Origin of the sequence: Aciduliprofundum sp. MAR08-339, assembly GCF_000327505.1 — an archaeon.
Lineage (GTDB): Archaea > Thermoplasmatota > Thermoplasmata > Thermoplasmatales > Aciduliprofundaceae > Aciduliprofundum.
The window spans coordinates 504,192-524,655 of the sequence record NC_019942.1; the positions used below are offsets into that span (position 1 = coordinate 504,192).

Here is a 20,464-nt window from a genome sequence, read left to right on the forward strand (position 1 = left end):
GCAAAATGAAAAAGAATATATATACTTTTTCAATACATGCGGGATAGAGATGAAATATAAGTCTGCGTTTATTGCGCTTGTTGGCGTTGCAATTATGTTTGCTACAATATTTTACGGGTTAACTTTAGGTCAGCCCAACGCGGTGGATTATAATTATTTGAAACTCAAGGTATCTTCAACCTCTGAAAGGGTATATGGTGTTGATGTGTCCCACTGGCAGGGAGAGGTTAATTGGCAGGAAGTTTACAACGATGGGTACCGCTTTGCATTTGTGAAAGCCACGCAGGGCACAAGTTATGTTGATAGCGAATTTACCACAAATATGAAAAATGGTCACGCAGCGGGTTTGTACATGGGAGCCTATCATTTTGCAGAGCCCAACACTCCCATAGAAAGCGATGCGGACCAGGAGGCTGATCATTTTGTAAATACAATCTCCCCATATCTGAAGGATGGATATCTTGTACCCGTTCTTGATTTGGAAGACAATAGCAATGATTTGACATGGACTCAACTTACGGATTGGGCCAATGCATTCTGTAGCAGGGTTTACAACGAGACCGGAATAAGACCCTTGATATATACCAGTTCTTCCTGGGCAGAGAATCTGGCACAATCCATAACCCAGTGGGATCTGTGGATTGCAGAGTACACCGGAGATACAAGCGAAGAACCCAATACGGGAGTATGGCCCTCCTGGAGTTTCTGGCAATATACGGATAGTGGGAGTGTTAATGGAATATCTGGAAACGTGGATGAAGATATTTTCAATGGAAATTTGGAAACTCTTGAGGACGAATATGTTATTCACCAAGTGTCACCACAGCCACTTTATGATCATCGGGCCGCCTATGGTTATGCCTATAAGTGGTGGTCCTCGTCAAACCCGCATTATGCATTGTATTCAAATTCAAGCGATGAAAGTGCCAATTTTGTATCTCAGGCCCTCATAGCAGGTGGGCTATCTCTCTGGAAGGGTGATGATGGCTCTGGGGGCGGATTGGGTTCCAGCAGTTATGGAGCACTTCCATCATGTGAGGCACTTCACAAGAATCTGGTTGAATATCAAGATGTGGATTATGCCTATGTAACATCTCAAAATTTCTCTGTGCCTGAAGATCTGGAGGTTGGAGATGTTGTTATTTTTGGAAATGAGGACGGTGAGCACTGGAGCCATGCGGCAATTGTGGTTTACAGAAGCGGAAATGATGTTGGAATAGCCATGCATGATCCAGATGTCTGGAACGCATCTTTATCTTCGTACTTTCCATCAACGTACAGCAGAATTAGCTATTATCACATAGAAGACGGAGCGAAGAAATTAATACAGCCCTTCAAGGTCATAGCGTCTGCTTTAAACGTTCGTGTGGGTCCAAGCACATCTTATCAGATTTTGGGTACGATTAAGAAAGGTCAGGTGTATGTGGCCTACAATTATTATATGGACTCTAGCGGGCGCCGGTGGTGGGAAATCTTCTACGATGACAGGGTGGCATGGTGTGCCTCTTGGTACACTGAAAATGTATCCTACGGTGTTTTTAGAGTGGATGTTGGTACCTATCTGCATGTGCGCGGGGGGCCAGGAACGGGCTACTCGGTTTTTGGTGAGGTTTACGATGGAATGCTATTTGCAAGAATCGGCCAGGATTACAATGGAACCGAGGGAATAACGTGGTATGAGTTCTGGTGGTCTTCAACCTCATCCTGGTGTGCATCCCAGTACACGGAACAGGCATCTGCCCAAGTTCCCGAGTTTCCCACATTTCCCTTTGTGGTTATATTTTTATTTTTAATTTTGCTCTTATTCAGGAAAAAACTTAGGTAGACGCAATATTTTTATAATCTCCTCCAATTTCCAATTGAGGGCCGGTAGATCAGACCGGAAGATCGCCACATTCGCAATGTGGAGGCCGCGGGTTCAAATCCCGCCCGGTCCACTCATTTCACTCGTGGACACAGGCTTATGTTCTCCTGTCGTCGAACATCCCACCCGGTCCACTCGTTTCACTCGTGGACACGGGCTAAGTCGAAAATTGTAAATTTTCTCCTCCCACCCGGTCCATTAAACCCCTTTAAAAAAATTCTTCCTCGGATCTTGCGTGACCCGAAATGTTATTATTTGACATGGTTGATATACATTTATGGGGCTGGAGTTTATACTTGTTATACTTGTAATCCTTGCATTTTCAAGAATAGTGGGTGAGTTGTTTGAGAGGATAACTATTCCTGCGGTTATTGGTGAAGTGCTTGTTGGAATAATTCTCGGGCCCATGGTTTTGAATTGGGCATCTCCAGATATCGGAGAATTTAGGATTCTTGTGGATATTGGTCTGTTTTTCTTGGTGTTTACCTCCGGACTGGAATTCTCCATTACCCATATAAAAAAGGCCACAAACAAAGCATTACCTATCTCCTTTATGGGAAATAACATTGCATTCTTTTCTGGAATTATAATGGCTCTACTGTTGAATTATTCTCTGGAGGTTGGCATCTTCATAGGTGCGGCCTTTTCACTAACAGCTCTTCCCGTGGCTTTGAGGGTTTTAGGAGACTTGAAAAAGACAAATACGCGGTTTGGAAGGACAGTAATCACCTCGGCAATATACGATGATCTTTTCAGTATGTTTCTTCTTGGACTTGTGTTATCCCTTGGCACCAACAACCTGAATGCTTTGAATATTGTTGAAATTGTGCTAAAAATAATCTTATTCCTTGCGTTTATATGGATCATAGCTAAAATTTTCCAATGGAGATACGGGTTTTTGGCGAGGTATGTGCAGCATTACATTCGTAAGTTTAGGAGCAGGGAGGCAGAATTTGCGGTCATCGTGCTTTTTGGAATGGCTCTAGCCATTGCTGCCGAGGCATTAGGTATATCTTTCATCCTTGGAGCTTTTTACGGTGGTGTGCTTATCGGGGAGCATGTGGTTGGTGAGAGGGTTTACAGAAAAGTTAAAATTACGTTCTCTGCAGTCACATTTGGATTTTTTGCCCCAATATTCTTTGTATACACTGGGATGAATTTTTACATTCTATCAGGTACAAATTTTGTATATTTTGTTGTTATGAGTGTGCTGTTTATCTTGGTGGCTGCTGGCAGCAAAACCCTTGGTGCATACACAGGGGCTAGATTATCAAATATACCACATAAAAGTGCTCTGGGTATTGGCATTGCCCTCAATTCTCGGGGTCTTATGGAATTGATAATAGCCACCTATGGACTTGAATTGGGAATAATAAATCATAACATATTTTCGCTTCTGGCTCTGGTTAGCATAGTCACAACGATAACCTCTCCAATAGTTCTCTCCAGATACCTAAAAAAATATAGGGGTGTGGTGGAAAATTTGAAAAAATAACTCAAAGGAACCGCAGGGTGCGATCCATCATGTCATGGGCTATGTTAATTTCATCCTCTGTGATTATCAACGGTGGACGGAACCTTATTCCGCGAGCCCCGCTTTTTAGAACAAGCAGACCGTTCCTGTATGCATCGCTGAAGAATTTATCGCGCATATCTGTTGTGGCGAGATCAAAGGCATCAAATATTCCACGGCCACGCACATTGCTCACCTTATCCGGATACTTCTCCTGCAGCTCGTGGAGCATCTTGAGCATCTTCTCGCCCATCTTTGCTGCGTTATCAACAAGACCATCTTCATGGATGATTTCTATTATTCTCTTGGCCTTCACCATATCCACAATGTTTCCGCCCCATGTGGAGTTTATCCTGCTTGGCACGTGGAAAACGTTATCCTCTATCTCGTCAACCTTTGGGCCTACCATGATTCCGCAGACCTTCATCTTCTTACCAAAGGCCATGATGTCTGGCTGAACATCAAAGTGCTCATGGGCCCACCATTTGCCAGTGGCACCAACACCAGTTTGTACCTCGTCAACTATGAACATTATGTCATTCTCCTTCAAAATCTTCTCAACTGCCTTGAAATACTCCTTTCTGAAATGGTTGTCGCCACCCTCCCCTTGGATGGGCTCAATTATGAAGGCAGCGATATCCTCCTGATACTTATCGATTGCCTCCTTTATCTCTTCCAGACTCTGATTCTCCAGCTCCTTAACCTTCTCAAGATTCTCCCCTTCCAGAGGGAAGGTTATTTTGGGATTTGTCACCCTGGGCCATTCAAATTTCGGGAAATACTTGGTTTTGTTTGGATCGAATGTATTCGTAAGAGCGAGGGTGTATCCGCTTCTGCCATGGAAAGCCTCTTTGAGATGTATGACCTTCAATCTCTGCGTGTTATCCTCTTTTCCATTTGCAAGATTTTTGCGGACGCGCCAGTCAAAGGCAACCTTGAGAGCATTCTCAACAGCGAGAGCGCCACCGGATACGAAGAAGAAGTACCTGAAATATGAGGGGGTTGCATATTTGGAAAGCGTATCCACGAATTCCGCGTACTCAACAGTGTAAATGTCGCTGTTGGTTATCTTGTTTATTGCTGTTCTCTGCAATTTCTTCAGAAATTCCGGGTCAAACATGCCGGGATGGTTCATTCCCAGCGCGCTGGTGGCGAAGAACCCGAAGAAGTCAAGGTAGTACTTGCTATGCCTCGCATCGTAAAGCCACATGCCATGGCTCTTGTCAATGTCCAGAACCATATCTAAGCCGTCGGTAAGAATTCTCTCTCCTAAAACCTTGTGAACTTCCTTTGGCGATATCATAATGGGGCATGGTGGTGTGAGATATATATGTTTGGTATAGTGTGTGGAGCCACCCGCTTATAATAAAAACAAATCTTCTTTACGGGGGAAGTTGCTTTCTTTTCCAGAAAGAGATTGGTGCGGGTGCCGGGATTCGAACCCGGGTCAGGGGCTTGGGAAGCCTCCGTCCTAACCACTAGACTACACCCGCCCAAGAGGGTAATATGGAAAAGTGGATATTAAATTAACGATGATTGCACGGAAAAGCAATTAAATCTCCACTCCATGCTCCTCTGTGGATAAGAGGATATACGCCATACAGGTGGCCACTTACACGGCGCTTATGCTATCCATAACATATACCCCCAGTTTGGCAGCCAGGGCAGGGGGCAGCGCCTTTGAAATAGCCTTGATATTCTCGCTTTACAACCTTGCCTATTTTCTTTCCTCTATGATTTTCGGGCGTCTTGCCGATTTGCACGGGAGAAAGATATTCATCTCTGCAGGATTTCTTGTGGCTTCGCTGGCCTTTGTTTCCCAGTACTTCTACTGGAACTATTACTCTCTCCTTATTTTACGAGTGATGGCCGGTTTTTCTGCTGGCATATTTCCGGCAGCCACAATCTCTCTGGCCCATGACATGAGGATAAAGATGGGCAAACTATCCGCCTTCGGTGCAGCCGGATGGGCCCTTGGCTCTTATCTGGCCGGCATAGTCTCTTTATTTTTTGGGCTTAAGGCAACCTATGTGTTCTCATCCATTGTTTTCATAATTGCATATTTCATCACTTTGGGTTTGAAGGACTTGGGTGTGCGTGTTGAGAACGTTCCTCGTATACCCTTGGAGGTTATAAGGAGAAACTGGCATGTTTACCTCTCATACATATTTCGCCACTCTGCTGCAACCATGATCTGGGCATTCTGGCCACTCTTCGTTGCATCCATAGGCGGAAATTCATTCTGGCAGGCAGCCACAATGGGTGTAAACTCCACTGCACAGTTCTTCATAATGTATTTTTATGCAGATACAAAAAAGAGCACGCATCTTATTCTGTGGGGTCTTGCTCTATCATCCCTGACCTTTCTCCTATATGCCCTGATAACCAACGTCTGGGAGATGCTCCCTGTGCAGGTAATTCTCGCAACATCCTGGGCATTCCTATATGTGGGCTCTTTGAATTATCTCACATCCCGAAATCCGGAGAAAGCAACGGCCACAGGACTTCTCAACTCATCCATCGGCATATCTGCCTTTATAGGGCCACTCCTCGGTGGTGCATTTATGAGTTTTGTGGCCAATTACCGGTACCTGATGCTATTCTCCGCAACGGTTTCCCTCTTTGGGGTAATAATTTTTAAAATTGGTGAGAGGGGTTAGAGCACGAATTTCACCGCCCCACCATCTATCTGTATCGTTGCCCCTGTAATGAATCCTGCACGTTCCGAGGCGAGAAAAGAGGCAAGATAGGCAACCTCCTCTGGCTCTCCAAACCTTCCCGCGGGGACCTCTTTGATCCATGCGTTCAGTGCCTCCTCGTAGGTGATTCCACTTCTCTCTGCTCTGGCCCAGGAGAGTTCCTTCATACGCTCTGTGAAAATAGGGCCCGGGGCTATGTTGTTTATTGTGATCCCATATTTTGCCCACTGGAGCGCAAGGGTTTTTGCCATCCCAACAACCGCTAGGCGTATTGAGTTTGAGAGAATAAGATTATCTATGGGCTGTTTTACACTCATTGAGGTTATGTTTATTATTCTTCCGTACTTCTGCCTCTTCATATAGGGAGCCACCTCTCTTATAAATCGCATCGCACTCATGAATGTGAGGTTGAATGCGTTATACCAGTCATCATCGCTAAGATCTTCAAAATACCCTGCAGGCGGACCCCCTGTGTTGTTTACCAAGATATGGACGGTGCCAAATTCTTCCACGGTTTCTCTCACGACCCTTTCTATATCTTCCCTTTTTCTCACATCTCCGGGGATTGCGAGAACGCGTTTCATAATGCCTCTATCTCCCCCCTGCACAATCTCCGTGGTTATCTCCCTCATTGCGGTCATCAAATTTTCCTCATTTCTTGATACGAGCACAATTCTTGCTCCATTTTTTGCAAATTCTTTGGCAATTGCCTTACCCATTCCCTTGCTTGAGCCACAGACTATGGCAACCTTATCTTTCATTTTACCACCTCACTCAAAAAGAGTTTGAAATTTTCCTCCAAACCATACTCCTGGATGAAGTCCAAAGCATCGCCCACATCGTTTATTTTTTCCAGATCATCGTGCATATCGTTTCCCACTGAGATGGGTATCTTGTAGTTTTTCATCTCTTCAAATATTGGGTATGCGAGCCTGTAATAGGTCTCCCCAAGTTTTGTGTAGTTGTAATTTGTGTTCAGTTCCACACCTATGTTATCCGATTCAAGAACCTTCAGAAATGCGCCTATGTCGGTGGATCCAAAATTTCTGCTCAGATCGTTGTGGGCAAGAATAACGGGAGCATCTATGTCTTTGCGAATGTCCAGAAGCATCCACAGAGGGTAACCTTCCCAGAGCGAGTCCTGAACGTATTCAAAGAGTACAAGGTCAAAATCCTCAAAATCGGGAAGGGCATCCATATCCGTTCTCGGAGAGAAATCAATTTCTATGCCTATGTAAATGTCAATATCCTTCCCATATTTTTTTTGCAAACCACGGATATCCTCAACGTACATTTTCAGATATTTTTTAGGTATGGAATGTGTTTTCTTTGTGCTGTAGTGGTCGGTGAAGGCTATTTTTTCCATTTTTTTGTTTATGGCCTCTCTGACTATGATCTCTGGCGTGTAGAGGCCGTCGCTCCACGTACTGTGTATGTGGAAGTTCATCATTCAGCCATATATGGGTAAATTGTTAAAATAACTTTTCTATGGGCACAAAATCTTTATACGGGTATAATGCCTTACCTGCAACCATGGAAGGGATTGACTTGAGCAAGTACAGTCTGGAGGATTTAATCCTCTTGGGCATAAAGAGCGAAGAGGTTGCAAAGGAAGTTTATGAGAATGTGGCAAAGCAGGCAAAGAATCCGTTTCTGAAGAATAAACTCAAAGCTTTGGCGGAGGAGGAAGATAGGCATCGGGCCATACTTGTTGAACTTTACAAGGACCTTTTCAACGGCAAAGAACCCGAGCCACCGGAGAACCCGGATTTCATACCTGAGTTTCCCGAGATCAGAATATTCAGGGAGATTGGAGAAACCACGGATATTCGCAAGGTCCTTGAGGGTGCCATGCAGGCAGAGTTAAGTGCCAAGGAGTACTACGAGGGCATAGCCGAAATAGTGAAAGATGCACGCATAAAGAGAATAATGCGTTACATGGGAAAGATTGAAGAGGGCCACTACAAGATTCTCAAGCAGCAGTACGAGGAAATAGTGGAATTTGAAAGCGTAATGTACGATGAGGAGTTCATGCGCTTGGATTCCCGGTTCTGATCATTTCTCCACTTCCCACTCCTCCAATTTTATCACGGAGGATAATGTGTTTCCCCTCTTTATTTCCTCTCTTATTCTGTTTTCATGCTCCATTACATCAATGGCGCGATTCGCAATTTCTACAGCCTCCTCCTTTGGTACCACAACTATGCCACTTTCATCCCCGATTACCCAGTCCCCTGGGCGAATTCTAATGCCATTGATTGTTAGTTCTACATTGATCTCGCCAAACCCCTTGGGCTCTCCTGCGTTTGGCACTATGTGCCTTGCGAATACGGGATAATCCATCTTTTTTATTTCATCGACATCCCTTGCCGCACCGAAGATGACCACACCTTCAATACCCTTCACCTTGCAGCTCCAGGTAGCCAGCTCGCCCCAAACTGCCGTGTTTCCATCTCCCGCATCTATTACTATCACCTCTCCTGGATTCGCGTAATCAATTGCTTCCACTGCCTTTGCCCAGTCTCCATCCATTGTTTTCACGGTTACAGCGCGACCCACAACCTTGCCCCCTCCCAGCTTGATGAGGTCCCCTATGGCATTCTTGCGATGCATGGCATCGCTCAAATTTGGTGTGGATACCTTCATAAATGCATCCCTTAACTCCTCCAAGTTGTATTTTTTGTACAACTCACTCTCTATTTTTATTCCCTTGGTTATGGCCTCCTTTATTTTCCTCGTAGCCTCCTCAACATTAGGGGCCTTTATTATTGCCCCTCCAACTATGATGATCTCCGCTCCATTTTTAACCACATCTGCAGCCGTCTCGCTATTTATCCCTCCCGCAGCCGCAACGGGTATGCTCACAGCAGAGGATACTTCCTTCAGGATATCCAGGGGATTCTTGCCGAGCATCTGCTGATCAACACCCACATGCACGCATAGATAATTGGCTCCCAATTTCTCAACCTCTCTTGCCCTTTCAACGGGATTGGGATGGTTTATCAAATCAACCATTATACTTGCTCCGTACTTCCTCGCGGCCTTTATCGCGTCCTCAATGGTTGGATCATCGGCCACGGCCAGAACGGTTATTATGGATGCGCCGCTCTTGGCGGCCATCTCCACCTCAACTCGACCAACATCCATGGTTTTGAGGTCAGCCACAACGGGTTTTTTGAATCTTCTCTTCAGTTCCCGGACTGCCTGCATACCAGCACTCTTTATCAGAGGTGTGCCTGCCTCCAGCCAGTCCGCACCGCCCTGCACTGCTTCCTCTGCCGCCTTTAGGGCACGATCAAGGATCATAAAATCCAAAGCTACTTGCAGTATCGGCATAATTCACCAATGCTCTGAAAAGTTAAATAACTTGCCCTCCATTATGGAATGATGTTCATAGTTCTTGAAGGTATAGATGGAAGCGGTAAGAGTACAATAGCGAAGATGCTTGCTGATTATTTGGGGGAAAGAGGTAAGAAGGTGTATCTCACGGAAGAGCCCACGAAGACTTGGCTTGGAGAGGCGGTTAGAAGGGGCATAGAGGAGGAGAAGAATCCATACACCCAGGCGCTTCTTTTCTTCGCGGACAGGGCAGAGCATGTGATGGAAATAAAAAGAAAAATTGAAGAGGGATATGTTGTCATATCTGACAGGTATGTTTATTCCACCTATGCCTATCAGGGTGCCCAGCTTTATGGGATTTTGAGACTGGAAGATGCCATTGAGTGGTTCAACAAGGTATACGAGCCCATGCGCCTGGATCCCGATGTGGTCATACTCCTGAAAATAGATCCGGCGAGGGGACTTGGATTTGTAAATACTAGGGATTTCAGGGAGAAATTTGAGAGGGAGGAATTTTTAAACAGGGTGCAGGAGATATATGATTTGCTGGCGCAAAGCCATGGTTTCTATGTTGTGGATAGCAACAGGCAGATTGAGAAGGTTTTTGAGGATGTTGTGGGAATTTTGAATCCCCTTATGTTCAAAAATAAAATATAGGGTAAACCAATTACAAGCGTGGACCTGTACGGATACTTCTACAAACTGGTTATGCAAATTCCCCCTGGAAGGGTAAGCACATATGGAGCACTCGCAAGAGCACTGGGAGACATTAGAGCTTCCAGGGCCTGCGGAGTCATGCTCTCCCAGAACCCGGATCCTCCACGCATCCCATGTCATCGGGTTGTTATGAGCGACGGCTCTTTGGGTGGGTTCACGCACCCGGAGGGTGTGAAAAGGAAAATGGAACTTTTAAGGGGAGAGGGTGTGAAAATTGAAAATGGAAAAATCAAAAATTTTTCAGAGTTTTTCTTTGATGATTTCAGAACTGATTTCCCGCTGAAAAAGCTCAGGGAAGAGCAGAAGGCTCTTAGAGAAAAAATAGTAATTGAGGATGATTTCCATTGCGACCTAGTTGGGGGCGTTGACGTATCCTACAGCGGAAGATATGCATACGGCGCGTTGGTGATAATGAACGAGAATTTTGAGATTGTGGAGTTGGTGAAGGATAAATTTATCGTGAATTTTCCTTACATACCAACCTACCTTGCATTCCGGGAGGGGCCGATAATATCCTCTCTTGTGAAAAGATCCCGCAACAATTTCATACTTATGGTTGATGGCAACGGTATCTTACATCCCTTGGGTATTGGCCTTGCCTCGCATGTGGGAGTTTCAAACAATTTACCAACAATGGGCGTTGCAAAAAATCTCCTACTTGGGAAAGTTGAGGGGGGCAACATTTTGATTGATGGCAGGATTGTTGGAAAATATTTAAAAAGTGGAATCAAGCGTGGCATATATATTTCTCCCGGACACAGGGTATCATTAAAATCCTCAGAGTTCATTGTAAAAAAATTCCTGAAGTATAAAAATCCAGAGCCACTTAGAATCGCTCATATGATGGCAAACGAATTCAGGAGGGATAATAAATGAGAGAACTCGCTGCAGGAATGATAAAGGTCAAAAACTCCAAATTTTACGCACACCTCTACGAGATAGATTCCCTTGATGAAGTGGAGGATATTTTGAAGAGGCACAGAAGAATGTACAAGAAGGCTGTTCACCATTGCTGGGCAGCAGTTTATGAAGGAGAAGAAAGATTCAAGGATGATGGAGAGGTTGGGCATCCTGGCAAGGTTCTTCTCAGCGTGCTTAAAAAGCACAATGCAAATAGACATGCACTTGTGGTATCCCGAATTTTTGGAGGAACAAAATTGGGTGTTGGTGGTGTGGCCCGGGCATTTAGGGATGCTGGAGAGAGTGTGATGCAGTACTACGATGAAAAAAAGAAATAGTATGATGCAGATTTCCCCACATGGAAAGGAAGTACCTCTATTCTGGGCTCATATCTCCAATAATTGGTTTTCTGTTCATAGGCATAGCAATATACCTGAACTCATCGTGGTGGCGCATAACCGATAATGCCATAAGTGATCTGGGAAACATATATCATTCCTGGGTCAACTACCCCTGGGTTCTCAGCGCGGGTCTCATAATTGGAGGTCTTGGAATGACCTATTTTTCCTACGGATTGCAAAAAGAATTTGAGGGTGTTGCAAAGTGGGGAATTTATGTTTATCTCCTTGGAATGATATTTCTCACACTAATAGGTGTTTTTCCCGAGGGCACTCCACCCCACTGGTACGTTAGTTGGGCATTTTTCCTCACCGCCTCCTTTGGCATACTGGTTGGAGGTGTGGGATTCCTTCTGAGGTACAGCCGCAAAATGGGTATGTTCTCCATAGCCCTGTACGTGATTTCCTGGGTTCTTGCCGTGTGGGTACTGAGAACCTTCAAGGGGGTGGCCATAGCGGAGTTCATGGGTGCAATAACCCTGTTCATATGGTCTTACACCACCATTTTCTGGAATATGAGAAGAGAAAAATTGTAAATAGATGCAAGCGATACTCACCCATGCATCAGGACAGGATATTTGAAAATCTAAAGGAGGAAGTTGATGTTATCGTGATTTATAACAGAGGAGAACCTGTTGTGGATCTGAATTTCTTCTACGTCACAGGACTTGTGGCTGGTGGAATATTTGAAGGATCCTATGCCATAGTAACTCCGGAAAATGTCAAGGTGCTCACATCACTTCTTGAAGAGACCAGTGCAAAGAAGGGAAAAAACGAAGTTTATATATTCAGAACAGGAAAGGAGCGAGAAGAACTCCTGCGCAAGATCGTCGGGGATGCAAAGAGAATTGGATTGAATTTCGACACCCTCACCGTTCGGGATTTTGAAAAGATTAAAGAGGTTCTGGGTGAGAGGGAATACATAAACGTATCCTCTGCCATAATGGATGCCAGAAAGGTAAAGAGTGAGGAAGAGATAAATATAATGCGCGAGGCTGCCAAGATAGCCAGTGAAGTTGCCGATTCCATACCTGATTTTTTGCATGAGGGTATGCGTGAGTACGAACTTGCTGCTAAAATCGTTTATGAGATGTTAAGACGTGGTGCTGAGGACGTTGCCTTTACCACAATAGCTGCGTTTGGAGAGAACGCGGCGGAACCGCACTACACGGCAGGGGCAAGAAAACTGAAGAGGGGGGATTTCGTGCTTTGTGATTTTGGTGCAAGGTACCACAGATACAACTCGGACATAACCCGTACCTTCGTTTTTGGTAGAGCATCCGAGATGCAGAAGGATATATATTACACTGTGCTTGAAGCCCAGAGAATGGGCATTGAGTTAATAAAGGCGGGAGTGAACGGTAAAGAGGTGGATGCCAAGGTTCACGAGTTCATAGATTCCACAAAGTATAGGGGAAGGATGACCCACTCTACGGGCCATGGTCTGGGCCTTGCCGTCCATGATCATGTGGGGCTTTCGCGCATGCTGGATGTGCCCCTTAAGGATGGAATGGTTGTGACTGTTGAGCCGGGAATATACATCCCAGGATTTGGTGGGGTACGTATAGAGGATGATGTGGTTGTTCGCAAGGATGGACACGAGGTTCTCACCTCCGCCAAGAAGGAAGAGTTGATTGAAGTATCCTGAGTTTCTTCGGCGAAACTTATAATACCGAGAGGGAAATATCAAAATATGAAATACGTCAGCGAGTTTGAGGATGGGGAGAATGTAAGCACAGTTCTTGTTGTTCGCAAGAAATTCGGGCTTAGAGATTACCGTTCAAAATTTGGTAAATACTTTGTTCTTGAGGCGGGAGATAAAACGGGAAATGTTCTTATCAAGTACTGGGGAAACGATGATTCATTAACTGAGAGATTGTACGAGGATATCAAGGAAGGGGATGTTGTTGAAGTTCAGGGGACATATCAGAAGGACACTCAACCCTCCATATCTGTGGATGCCGAATACGATTACATACGCAAGATTGATAGTTATGATGTTACGAGATTCGTTCCCGCACTTGACAATGTGGAGGAGATAATGAATGATATATTTGCCTATGTGGATATGGTGGAGAGCCCACACCTTTCCAGACTTCTGGATTCTTTCTTTTCCGATGAGCAGTTTGTTGAGAAATTTAAAGAGGCTCCCCGGTCCTCCTATGAAATCTACGCTTACATTGGTGGGCTGGCAGAGCACACCCTTAATGTTACGAAAATATGTGAAAGGCTCGCGGATATTTACAAAGTGGATAGAGATTTTATGCTCGCGGCGGCACTGCTCCATGATATTGGGAAAATAGAATCCTATGAGATAGACACAACCATAAGACAGAGAGATAGTGCAAAACTTCTGGGCCACACGGTTATCGGGTTTAACCTTGTGGAATCTAAAATAAAGGAGATTGTGGATTTTCCAAGAGAGGTGCGGGATAAACTTCTCCATGCCATAATATCTCACCACTCGCCCATTGTGGACAACGTGCCCCAGAGAATAAGGACCAAGGAAGCGTACATACTTTTTTATGCGGATATGATTGACCTATCACTCAAGGAATTTGATGGGGGTGATGAAGAGTGGCAGTACTCCCGCAGAATGGGTCGGGAGATATACACTGGATAGGCGGAAAAATTCTGATTCAATACGATAGCGATGATATGGCGAGGGCCGTATTTGAGAGCATAAGAGTTGACAATTATCAGTACGTGCACTGCTCTTTAAATGGAAGTATGATATCCTGCGAAGCCCGATCTACCAGTGCTTCAAAACTTCTTCATACACTGGATGATTTGCTTGCATGCATTATCGTCGCCGAGGAGGCCTATCGTACGGTATGATCTTCGTGTATATGGGAGGGGCTACCATACCCATATAATTATTACTGAGAAAAAACCCACATAGAAATGGATAGAATATGGCAGGATGAATTGATATTGCACAGATTATGCTGATATTTTGTCAAAGATTGCCCTGTGGGAAATGGGGAATATATTATGGGTTTCGGGATTGCTGTAGTGAGCGGACATATTCAGTAAAACTTAAAAGATTAAAGGGTTTGTAGAAAACCATAAATTGTTTGCTTTTAAAATCCGGGTCTCCGGTCATTATTATTACTTTTCCTTTCTCTTTAGCAATATTTGCAAGTTCAAGTCCATTTGCGAAAGAAATGTGATAATCTATTATGTACACATCGTAATCATTTTTTTGGATTTTACTAAGCCCTTCTTCAAAATTATAGGCTCCATCAACGTCTTCTATCCCGACCCTTTTTAGCGAAATTTTAATAAGTTTTACCAATTCTCTACTATCATCAACCACCAGCACTCTCATCGGATTCAAAATTTACTTATTTGTATTTAAAGATTGTAGTGAGCATGCTCATTTCACTCTCACTTTGCTTTGAGTTTTTCCCATTTTGCTGTGAACATTATATAATTAGAGGATGCTCTCAAATCCTTAATATACGAACTGGCCTGAAAATTAAAATGGTGAGAAAAATGAACTGGAAGATTGTGTTGGGATTGGTGATAGTGGCTGGCCTCATTGGCGTTGGAATGCTCGGCATGCATACCCAGATTCACACAAACACAACTACCGTAGGAAGTTCAGGTGGAAACCCGGCCCCCAGTGGTCCACATCCAGCAGATAACTATGCTTGGAGTATAGTGTATTCCACGTCCGAAGGTCCACATCCAGCAGATAACTATGCTTGGTAATTAAAGATCTACAATGGCCACAACCTTTTTCTCTCCATTTGCGATTTTCTCATAATCCTCTATATACGCATATCCATACTTTCTCAGGTATTTTGCAGCGTCCTTTGATATTTCTATAATTGCTCTTTTGTTTCCAATCTGGGCTGCCAAATTTATGGCCCTATCAAAGAATTCCTTTCCTCTCTCTTTATCTCCAAGGTATGCATAGAAAACACCCAATGAATTATATGTGTAAGACAGATTCTCCAAATCATTTAATTTTTCAAAGATTTTAAGGGCCCTATCGAGATAGACCTTAACTTCAAAGAACTTCTCCTTGTACATATTCCAGTTTGCCATTGAAATGTACGAGTGGGCCAGGGTCCATTTATCTCCAATTTCTTCTGAAATTTTCATTGTTTTTCTGAAATATTTTTCTGCACGATCATCACAAAGGTTGTAGTAAACAAGCCCTATATTTTTATTTACCTTTGCAAGACCGGGAAGATTGCCGCAGGATTCAAAGTATTCTGCCGATTTTTCAAAAAGTATTATGGCATTTTCATAATTTTTATTAAATCCCTCTATAATCCCAAGACCATTATAGGCGTATCCCAAACTTTCAGTATCAGATTCCTGCTCTGCGAATTTTACCGCCTCAAGCATGTATTCTTTTGCATCTTCAGTGTTTCCTTTTTTCATATTGATTATTCCAAGAACATAATATGCCTGTGATATGATCTTTTTATTTTCTATTTTTGTTATTTTCTTTAACACCTCTTTAATAATTTTTGAAGCCTCTGTATATTTTCCCTTTTTACCAAGAATATCTGCGATTTTCACAGATACTTTAGCGTTGAATTCAACATCTCCTTTATGGGAAAGGGATCTTGCTTTTTTGTAGTTTTCCAAAGCCTCCTCCCACATACCAGCAAAATCATATGTATCTCCAATTATACCGTAAAGTTGCCATTCCTGCTCCTTTGTGAGATCATCGTATCTGTTTAAAATATACTGGGCAAGTTTTCTTATCTCTCCTCCCCTTTTAAAGAGATATTTTTCGTAATTTTCTTCTAAGAGCATTGTTGCTCTCATAGTTTTTCCAGCACGGGCATAATGATAAACGGCCTCGAGAACATCTTTGTCTTCGTAGTACTTTGCTGCCATAATATGATAGGCCTCTCTCTTTCTCTCTGTCAGATGCTCATATACAAAGTTTCTAATGCTTCTATGAGTTGAAAGAGTCTCATATTCCATTTCAACAAGTATATTTTTGTTTATCAGAGAATATATTGTTTGATATTCAATGTTGTTTAGGAGAAGCATACTCAGTTTGAATTTCTTTCTTAAAACGGAAATGAAACTCAAAGCTTCAGCCTCTGCCTTGTCTAAACTTTTAAGAATACCCTCAAATATAAATTTTCTTACCATTCCATAATTACCATTGCTCAATATTTTGAGTATAAGTGGATTTGCTCCATATTTTGATAGAACCTCTAAGGCATCATCCTTGGAGAATCCCTTTTGAATGAGCATTTTTAATGCATCTCTCTCATCAATCTCTCCTAATTTTATCTCTTCTACATACTCAAGTTTTGATATGGGTACAACATCCTCTATTTTGGTTCCACTCAATATTACTCTAAAATCTTTACTTGAATCCACCATATCTACAATTTTTCTTATAAAATTCTTTGAGTTCTCGTCACAGTTTTCAACATTATCGAATATAAAAATTTCATTTTTGAGAGATTCCCTGATCAATAGTAATATGTTGTTCCACTCATATTTTCTGTCCTCTGAGAATGGCAATTGTTTTAGATATCGCTCCATTTTTGGAGCACCTATTTTCGATAAAAACTTTGATATTTTATGTGCTATATTTTCCACTCCACCCCAACTCTCAATTTTTATGAATAACACATCCCTATCTTTAAGGTATTCTTTAACGAATTTTAGTAAAAGTGTGGTTTTACCAATACCTGAAATCCCGGCCATAAGGAGAATTTTCTTATTGGAATTTATCCAATTTCTCAAAATTTTTAATTCCTCCTCTCTTCCATAGAAATCTCTAAGAATTAAGTTTTCGTCAATGCTGTGATATGCGCCACCTATTTTTTTATTCAGGTATATTAAATTTAAATTTTTGTTTTTGTCAAGATTTAGGGCACACTGAATAAACGATAGATTGTATTTATCACATGCGTCCTTTAAAATCATAGGTTCTCTCTCACCCGACGGTTTTATAACCGTTATTTTAAGTTTTTTTAAGTCCCTTTTTATTTTATTTGATTCTTCCATACCTCTTTCTGTAAGAAAATATACTGTTCTTTTATTTCTTAGCCCATTCACATGCAATTTTTTAGATCTTACAAAACCCGAAACCATAAGTTTTTTGATCTCCCTTGGAACGTTATTTCTACCTATGCCAATGGCCTTGGCAATACCGTCCTGTGTAACCGATTTTGGAGCGAGAATATCATCTATATCTTTTGAATACTGAGATAAATGAAGTAATATTTTCTGCCTATTGTTGAGATACCCCCGCGTCATTCATTAACAAATAGAATGGAAATAGTATAAATTTTTTTTCATGTTTAAACAAGTAAAAATTTAATTACCTTAAAGTTATGTGTTTTTGGATGAGTAACGAAGATTATCCTGCCACAGCATTCGCCCTCACATTGATTGGGGCAATACTCTCTATGATATATGGCTTTGTTTACGTAGTAATTGGTATCTATGTAGTTGTGGGGTTCTCCATGATTGATCCGAGACTTGCTTGGTATGGAAGTGTGTGTCTCATACAGGCGGTAATAGGGGGCGTACTGGGATTCATCGGAGCCTTCATGATGAAGGATCCGGATAAGGTGCATACTGGTGGTGTGCTGGCCATAATTTCTGCGTTTCTGAGTGTTATGGGAGTATTGACTTTCTTCCTCCTCCTAATTGGTGGTATACTTGCCCTCACGTGGAAAGGGCCCGAGAAAAAGGCGGTAATTCTACCGCCCCCTCCACCGGATTAATGGGGTGATACAATATGGGTGATGAATATATGGAAAGGAAATTGAGAGACTTGGAAGATAGAGTGAACAAGATTGAGATTGACCTGCGTGTACTTGAAAAGGATGTGAAGGACATAAAGGATTATTTGAAGCAGCTTTACGGGTACATACAGATGATTGCCAATCGCTAAGATTTTATATCCTTTTTCCATCTCTTTTTATGGAACTCATTAGAAAGGGCAAGGTGAAGGAGGTATATGCAATAGACCCTCAAACCCTTCTATTCGTTTTCACGGACAACATATCCGTATTCGATAAGATAATACCTTCTAAAATTCCACACAAGGGCGAAACTCTTTGCTCCACATCTTCTTTCTGGTTTGAAAAATTAAGGTATGTTGGAATAAAAAATCATTACCTGTCCTCGCATGGTAGAGAGATGATTGTTCAGAGATTCGAAATTCTGGATAAGCCAACGAGGGAGGATGTGAATTATCTCATCCCTCTTGAGTTCATAACCAGGTACTATCTGGCAGGCTCACTTTACGATAGGATAAAGAGCGGAAAAATAAATTACAAGGAACTGGGATTTAAAAACATGCCCGAGTACGGCGCCCCCTTACCAGATCCAATTTTTGAGATAACCACAAAATTTGAGGAGTACGATCGCAAGGTCTCTGTGCAAGAGGCCATGAAAATTGGGGGACTAAGTAGAGATGAAATTGAGGAGATACATCAAATCATATTGAAAATAGATTCCATGATTGACAGGGAGGTAAGAAAAAGGGGCCTGATCCACGTGGATGGGAAGAAGGAATTCGCTCTGAACAGCGAAAGGGAAATTTTTGTGGTTGATACCTTTGGCACGATGGATGAGGATCGGTGGTGGGATAGGAAAGAGTATGAGAACGGAAATATTGTTCAGTTGAGTAAGGAGTTTGTGAGGCAGTACTACCGGGTTTCAGGATACTATGAGGCCCTGAAAAAGGCCAGGGAAGAGGGCAGGGAAGAGCCACCGATTCCTCCCTTGCCCCAAGAATTGGTGGAGCGCACATCAAAACTCTACTTGGAAATGCATGAGAGAATAACGGGAAGAAAATTAGAACTGGGCCTTTAAAACGGATATGCCCTTGTTTGTTATTTCAAGGGGGTGTATGGACATGCTGTGGTTTGTACCCCTCATTTTCAGAATTTGAATGTATCTCTTTATCACGTTATCCTCCGTGCGCATTATCAAACTTATTATTCCATCCGCTGTGTAACCCACATCTTCCGGGTACTTCTCCATGGGTTTTACCTCTCCTGTTAGAAGGGTAACACCTGACCAGTTCTTGAGCAAGGTCACCAACTCAAACAGAAACTCTCTGTAATTCTCCACAAAGTTTCCCACCACATTTATAGGGTCAATGACTATTCTCTGGGGCACATATTTTGCAATGATTTCATTTATCTTTATTATGAGTTTCATTGTGTCCATTGTGCCAAGTTCCTTACCTATGTCCTCGTATATTATTGTCTCGTCCTCGATGTACTTTGGATCGAAGAACTCGTATGGGGAGATGAATCTGAGCATCCACTCGGTTTTCTCGCTGAGCGTGGATATGTACAGCCCTCTCTCGCCCCTCTTTGCTCCTTCCACCAAGAATTGAAATGCAAAGGTTGTTTTTCCGGATCCTGCTGAACCGGCAACGAGTATCACGGAGGGTGTGGGGAATCCCCCCTCAATCAGTGGATCCAGACCATTTATTCCTGAGGGAGTTCGGCTAATAGCCATTTTTCATCACCTCTTCAAAATTTATGATCTCATATTGAAAATCATTCAGAGAGTTTATTAAATCCCCCTCCTTGGATGCATCTAGGGAAAGGATAAATGAAGCACCCGCCTTTTTTGTTGTATCTGCAAAGTAATGCACAAATTTGAATAGTGAATCCCTTGCCATGTACATTCTGGCTGTGGAGACGTTGTCAATCATAACAAACTCGAAGTTCTTTAGATTCACCGAATCCCCACTTATAAATCCCCCGATCAGGTGTCTCTCCTTTCCTGTAATTTTTATAGGGAACTTAATTTTCTTGGTTTTTGAATAGGCAAGATCCACATAGGTTATGTTTCTCTGATTTATTCCCTGTATTCCCAGAAGGTACGTGAGATAGTGGTGGGGTCTTTCAAGGGTTATAACTAGTCCCCTCTTTTTGTCTATATCTGCCAGCGCCTTTATAAGAATGAGATTGCTCTTTGTGAGGTGAAGTGGCTTGACATTAACAATCACAAAACTTTTTCCCTCCATGAAAGTGGCGAGATGCTCCGAGATAAGAGATTCTTCAAGATTCAT

Annotated in this window: 23 protein-coding genes and 2 tRNA genes; 16 read left to right on the top strand and 9 right to left on the bottom strand. The window is 42.8% G+C overall.

What is annotated here, in order from left to right; all coding sequences use genetic code 11:
* Nucleotides 1–49 precede the first annotated feature (49 nt).
* From ACIM339_RS02810 to ACIM339_RS02820, 3 genes are all read left to right on the top strand, one after another.
* Entirely contained in the window at nucleotides 50–1,825 is a 1,776-nt protein-coding gene (locus tag ACIM339_RS02810) for a GH25 family lysozyme (protein ID WP_015283091.1), read from the top strand.
* A 38-nt stretch (nucleotides 1,826–1,863) separates the two neighbouring features.
* Nucleotides 1,864–1,937: transfer RNA gene (locus ACIM339_RS02815), tRNA-Ala, on the top strand.
* Nucleotides 1,938–2,141: 204 nt separating this feature from the next.
* Nucleotides 2,142–3,359 (top strand): cation:proton antiporter, encoded by a 1,218-nt coding sequence (locus ACIM339_RS02820; RefSeq protein ID WP_015283092.1) that lies wholly within the window; start codon nucleotides 2,142–2,144, stop codon nucleotides 3,357–3,359.
* A gap of 1 nt (nucleotide 3,360) precedes the next feature.
* Here ACIM339_RS02820 and lat read toward each other — a convergent pair whose 3' ends face one another.
* The gene (lat, locus tag ACIM339_RS02825; RefSeq protein WP_015283093.1) at nucleotides 3,361–4,680 is read right to left on the bottom strand and encodes an L-lysine 6-transaminase; all 1,320 of its coding nucleotides are present in this window, start codon (nucleotides 4,678–4,680) and stop codon (nucleotides 3,361–3,363) included.
* Between the two features lie 115 nt (nucleotides 4,681–4,795).
* Nucleotides 4,796–4,870 (bottom strand) — tRNA-Gly (locus ACIM339_RS02830).
* A gap of 84 nt (nucleotides 4,871–4,954) precedes the next feature.
* Between ACIM339_RS02830 and ACIM339_RS02835 the strand changes: the two genes are divergently transcribed.
* Complete coding sequence (locus ACIM339_RS02835; protein ID WP_015283094.1) at nucleotides 4,955–6,037, top strand: MFS transporter; 1,083 nt, start codon at nucleotides 4,955–4,957, stop codon at nucleotides 6,035–6,037.
* Here ACIM339_RS02835 and ACIM339_RS02840 read toward each other — a convergent pair.
* Entirely contained in the window at nucleotides 6,034–6,837 is an 804-nt protein-coding gene (locus tag ACIM339_RS02840; protein WP_015283095.1) for an SDR family oxidoreductase, read from the bottom strand. The genes ACIM339_RS02835 and ACIM339_RS02840 overlap by 4 nt on opposite strands.
* Nucleotides 6,834–7,526, bottom strand: a complete 693-nt coding sequence (locus ACIM339_RS02845) for a PHP domain-containing protein (RefSeq protein WP_015283096.1) — start codon at nucleotides 7,524–7,526, stop codon at nucleotides 6,834–6,836. The genes ACIM339_RS02840 and ACIM339_RS02845 overlap by 4 nt, the downstream gene beginning before the upstream one ends.
* A gap of 83 nt (nucleotides 7,527–7,609) precedes the next feature.
* On the opposite strand from ACIM339_RS02845, the gene ACIM339_RS02850 reads away from it, so the two are divergent.
* Complete coding sequence (locus ACIM339_RS02850; protein ID WP_337954345.1) at nucleotides 7,610–8,131, top strand: ferritin family protein; 522 nt, start codon at nucleotides 7,610–7,612, stop codon at nucleotides 8,129–8,131.
* Here ACIM339_RS02850 and hxlA read toward each other — a convergent pair whose 3' ends face one another.
* A complete protein-coding gene (gene hxlA / locus ACIM339_RS02855) occupies nucleotides 8,132–9,412 on the bottom strand; it encodes a 3-hexulose-6-phosphate synthase (protein WP_015283098.1) in 1,281 nt (426 codons plus the stop codon). It lies immediately after the preceding gene.
* 48 nt (nucleotides 9,413–9,460) lie between these two features.
* Between hxlA and tmk the strand changes: the two genes are divergently transcribed.
* Genes tmk through ACIM339_RS02890 form a run of 7 tightly spaced genes read left to right on the top strand, consistent with a single transcriptional unit; the run spans nucleotide 9,461 to nucleotide 14,268 of the window.
* A complete protein-coding gene (tmk, locus tag ACIM339_RS02860; RefSeq protein ID WP_337954346.1) occupies nucleotides 9,461–10,072 on the top strand; it encodes a dTMP kinase in 612 nt (203 codons plus the stop codon).
* Between the two features lie 18 nt (nucleotides 10,073–10,090).
* Nucleotides 10,091–11,008, top strand: coding sequence for an endonuclease V (locus ACIM339_RS02865; RefSeq protein WP_015283100.1), 918 nt, complete (start codon nucleotides 10,091–10,093; stop codon nucleotides 11,006–11,008).
* The gene (locus tag ACIM339_RS02870; RefSeq protein ID WP_015283101.1) at nucleotides 11,005–11,370 is read left to right on the top strand and encodes a YigZ family protein; all 366 of its coding nucleotides are present in this window, start codon (nucleotides 11,005–11,007) and stop codon (nucleotides 11,368–11,370) included. Before ACIM339_RS02865 ends, ACIM339_RS02870 begins: the two co-directional genes overlap by 4 nt.
* 20 nt (nucleotides 11,371–11,390) lie before the next feature.
* Nucleotides 11,391–11,966 carry a DUF998 domain-containing protein gene (locus tag ACIM339_RS02875; protein ID WP_015283102.1) on the top strand — a complete coding sequence of 192 codons (576 nt, stop codon included), beginning with the start codon at nucleotides 11,391–11,393 and terminating at the stop codon, nucleotides 11,964–11,966.
* A 23-nt stretch (nucleotides 11,967–11,989) separates the two neighbouring features.
* A complete protein-coding gene (locus ACIM339_RS02880) occupies nucleotides 11,990–13,078 on the top strand; it encodes a Xaa-Pro peptidase family protein (protein WP_015283103.1) in 1,089 nt (362 codons plus the stop codon).
* Between the two features lie 45 nt (nucleotides 13,079–13,123).
* On the top strand, nucleotides 13,124–14,053 hold the full coding sequence (locus tag ACIM339_RS02885; RefSeq protein WP_015283104.1) for a 3'-5' exoribonuclease YhaM family protein: 930 nt from the start codon (nucleotides 13,124–13,126) through the stop codon (nucleotides 14,051–14,053).
* The gene (locus ACIM339_RS02890; RefSeq protein WP_015283105.1) at nucleotides 14,008–14,268 is read left to right on the top strand and encodes a KEOPS complex subunit Pcc1; all 261 of its coding nucleotides are present in this window, start codon (nucleotides 14,008–14,010) and stop codon (nucleotides 14,266–14,268) included. Before ACIM339_RS02885 ends, ACIM339_RS02890 begins: the two co-directional genes overlap by 46 nt.
* A 154-nt stretch (nucleotides 14,269–14,422) precedes the next feature.
* Here the strand turns inward: ACIM339_RS02890 and ACIM339_RS02895 are convergent, their stop codons facing one another.
* A complete protein-coding gene (locus ACIM339_RS02895) occupies nucleotides 14,423–14,761 on the bottom strand; it encodes a response regulator (RefSeq protein ID WP_015283106.1) in 339 nt (112 codons plus the stop codon).
* 155 nt (nucleotides 14,762–14,916) lie between these two features.
* Here ACIM339_RS02895 and ACIM339_RS02900 point away from each other — a divergent pair, with 155 nt between their 5' ends.
* Entirely contained in the window at nucleotides 14,917–15,147 is a 231-nt protein-coding gene (locus tag ACIM339_RS02900) for a hypothetical protein (protein ID WP_015283107.1), read from the top strand.
* Here the strand turns inward: ACIM339_RS02900 and ACIM339_RS02905 are convergent, their stop codons facing one another.
* Nucleotides 15,148–17,679, bottom strand: coding sequence for an AAA family ATPase (locus ACIM339_RS02905; protein WP_015283108.1), 2,532 nt, complete (start codon nucleotides 17,677–17,679; stop codon nucleotides 15,148–15,150).
* An 89-nt stretch (nucleotides 17,680–17,768) separates the two neighbouring features.
* Here ACIM339_RS02905 and ACIM339_RS02910 point away from each other — a divergent pair, with 89 nt between their 5' ends.
* Genes ACIM339_RS02910 through purC form a run of 3 tightly spaced genes read left to right on the top strand, consistent with a single transcriptional unit; the run spans nucleotide 17,769 to nucleotide 19,248 of the window.
* A complete protein-coding gene (locus ACIM339_RS02910) occupies nucleotides 17,769–18,152 on the top strand; it encodes a DUF4064 domain-containing protein (RefSeq protein ID WP_015283109.1) in 384 nt (127 codons plus the stop codon).
* 14 nt (nucleotides 18,153–18,166) lie between these two features.
* Nucleotides 18,167–18,322, top strand: coding sequence for a hypothetical protein (locus tag ACIM339_RS07970; RefSeq protein WP_015283110.1), 156 nt, complete (start codon nucleotides 18,167–18,169; stop codon nucleotides 18,320–18,322).
* 29 nt (nucleotides 18,323–18,351) lie between these two features.
* A complete protein-coding gene (purC, locus tag ACIM339_RS02915) occupies nucleotides 18,352–19,248 on the top strand; it encodes a phosphoribosylaminoimidazolesuccinocarboxamide synthase (RefSeq protein WP_015283111.1) in 897 nt (298 codons plus the stop codon).
* Here the strand turns inward: purC and ACIM339_RS02920 are convergent.
* Together ACIM339_RS02920 and ACIM339_RS02925 are read right to left on the bottom strand one after the other, a co-directional pair.
* Nucleotides 19,231–19,905 carry an ATPase domain-containing protein gene (locus ACIM339_RS02920; RefSeq protein WP_015283112.1) on the bottom strand — a complete coding sequence of 225 codons (675 nt, stop codon included), beginning with the start codon at nucleotides 19,903–19,905 and terminating at the stop codon, nucleotides 19,231–19,233. The genes purC and ACIM339_RS02920 overlap by 18 nt on opposite strands.
* A complete protein-coding gene (locus ACIM339_RS02925; protein ID WP_048103995.1) occupies nucleotides 19,895–20,464 on the bottom strand; it encodes a hypothetical protein in 570 nt (189 codons plus the stop codon). Before ACIM339_RS02925 ends, ACIM339_RS02920 begins: the two co-directional genes overlap by 11 nt.

Coding starts and splice junctions, on each gene's coding strand:
- ACIM339_RS02870 (WP_015283101.1), top strand. CDS start 11,005: ATGAGAGAACTCGCTGCAGGAATGATAAAGGTCAAAAACTCCAAATTT.
- ACIM339_RS02925 (WP_048103995.1), bottom strand. CDS start 20,464: ATGAATCTTGAAGAATCTCTTATCTCGGAGCATCTCGCCACTTTCATG.
- ACIM339_RS02875 (WP_015283102.1), top strand. CDS start 11,391: ATGGAAAGGAAGTACCTCTATTCTGGGCTCATATCTCCAATAATTGGT.
- ACIM339_RS02820 (WP_015283092.1), top strand. CDS start 2,142: ATGGGGCTGGAGTTTATACTTGTTATACTTGTAATCCTTGCATTTTCA.
- tmk (WP_337954346.1), top strand. CDS start 9,461: ATGATGTTCATAGTTCTTGAAGGTATAGATGGAAGCGGTAAGAGTACA.
- ACIM339_RS02840 (WP_015283095.1), bottom strand. CDS start 6,837: ATGAAAGATAAGGTTGCCATAGTCTGTGGCTCAAGCAAGGGAATGGGT.
- lat (WP_015283093.1), bottom strand. CDS start 4,680: ATGATATCGCCAAAGGAAGTTCACAAGGTTTTAGGAGAGAGAATTCTT.
- ACIM339_RS02910 (WP_015283109.1), top strand. CDS start 17,769: ATGAGTAACGAAGATTATCCTGCCACAGCATTCGCCCTCACATTGATT.
- ACIM339_RS02880 (WP_015283103.1), top strand. CDS start 11,990: ATGCATCAGGACAGGATATTTGAAAATCTAAAGGAGGAAGTTGATGTT.
- ACIM339_RS02900 (WP_015283107.1), top strand. CDS start 14,917: ATGGTGAGAAAAATGAACTGGAAGATTGTGTTGGGATTGGTGATAGTG.
- ACIM339_RS07970 (WP_015283110.1), top strand. CDS start 18,167: ATGGGTGATGAATATATGGAAAGGAAATTGAGAGACTTGGAAGATAGA.
- purC (WP_015283111.1), top strand. CDS start 18,352: ATGGAACTCATTAGAAAGGGCAAGGTGAAGGAGGTATATGCAATAGAC.
- ACIM339_RS02920 (WP_015283112.1), bottom strand. CDS start 19,905: ATGGCTATTAGCCGAACTCCCTCAGGAATAAATGGTCTGGATCCACTG.
- ACIM339_RS02885 (WP_015283104.1), top strand. CDS start 13,124: ATGAAATACGTCAGCGAGTTTGAGGATGGGGAGAATGTAAGCACAGTT.
- ACIM339_RS02905 (WP_015283108.1), bottom strand. CDS start 17,679: ATGACGCGGGGGTATCTCAACAATAGGCAGAAAATATTACTTCATTTA.
- hxlA (WP_015283098.1), bottom strand. CDS start 9,412: ATGCCGATACTGCAAGTAGCTTTGGATTTTATGATCCTTGATCGTGCC.
- ACIM339_RS02895 (WP_015283106.1), bottom strand. CDS start 14,761: ATGAGAGTGCTGGTGGTTGATGATAGTAGAGAATTGGTAAAACTTATT.
- ACIM339_RS02850 (WP_337954345.1), top strand. CDS start 7,610: ATGGAAGGGATTGACTTGAGCAAGTACAGTCTGGAGGATTTAATCCTC.
- ACIM339_RS02845 (WP_015283096.1), bottom strand. CDS start 7,526: ATGATGAACTTCCACATACACAGTACGTGGAGCGACGGCCTCTACACG.
- ACIM339_RS02810 (WP_015283091.1), top strand. CDS start 50: ATGAAATATAAGTCTGCGTTTATTGCGCTTGTTGGCGTTGCAATTATG.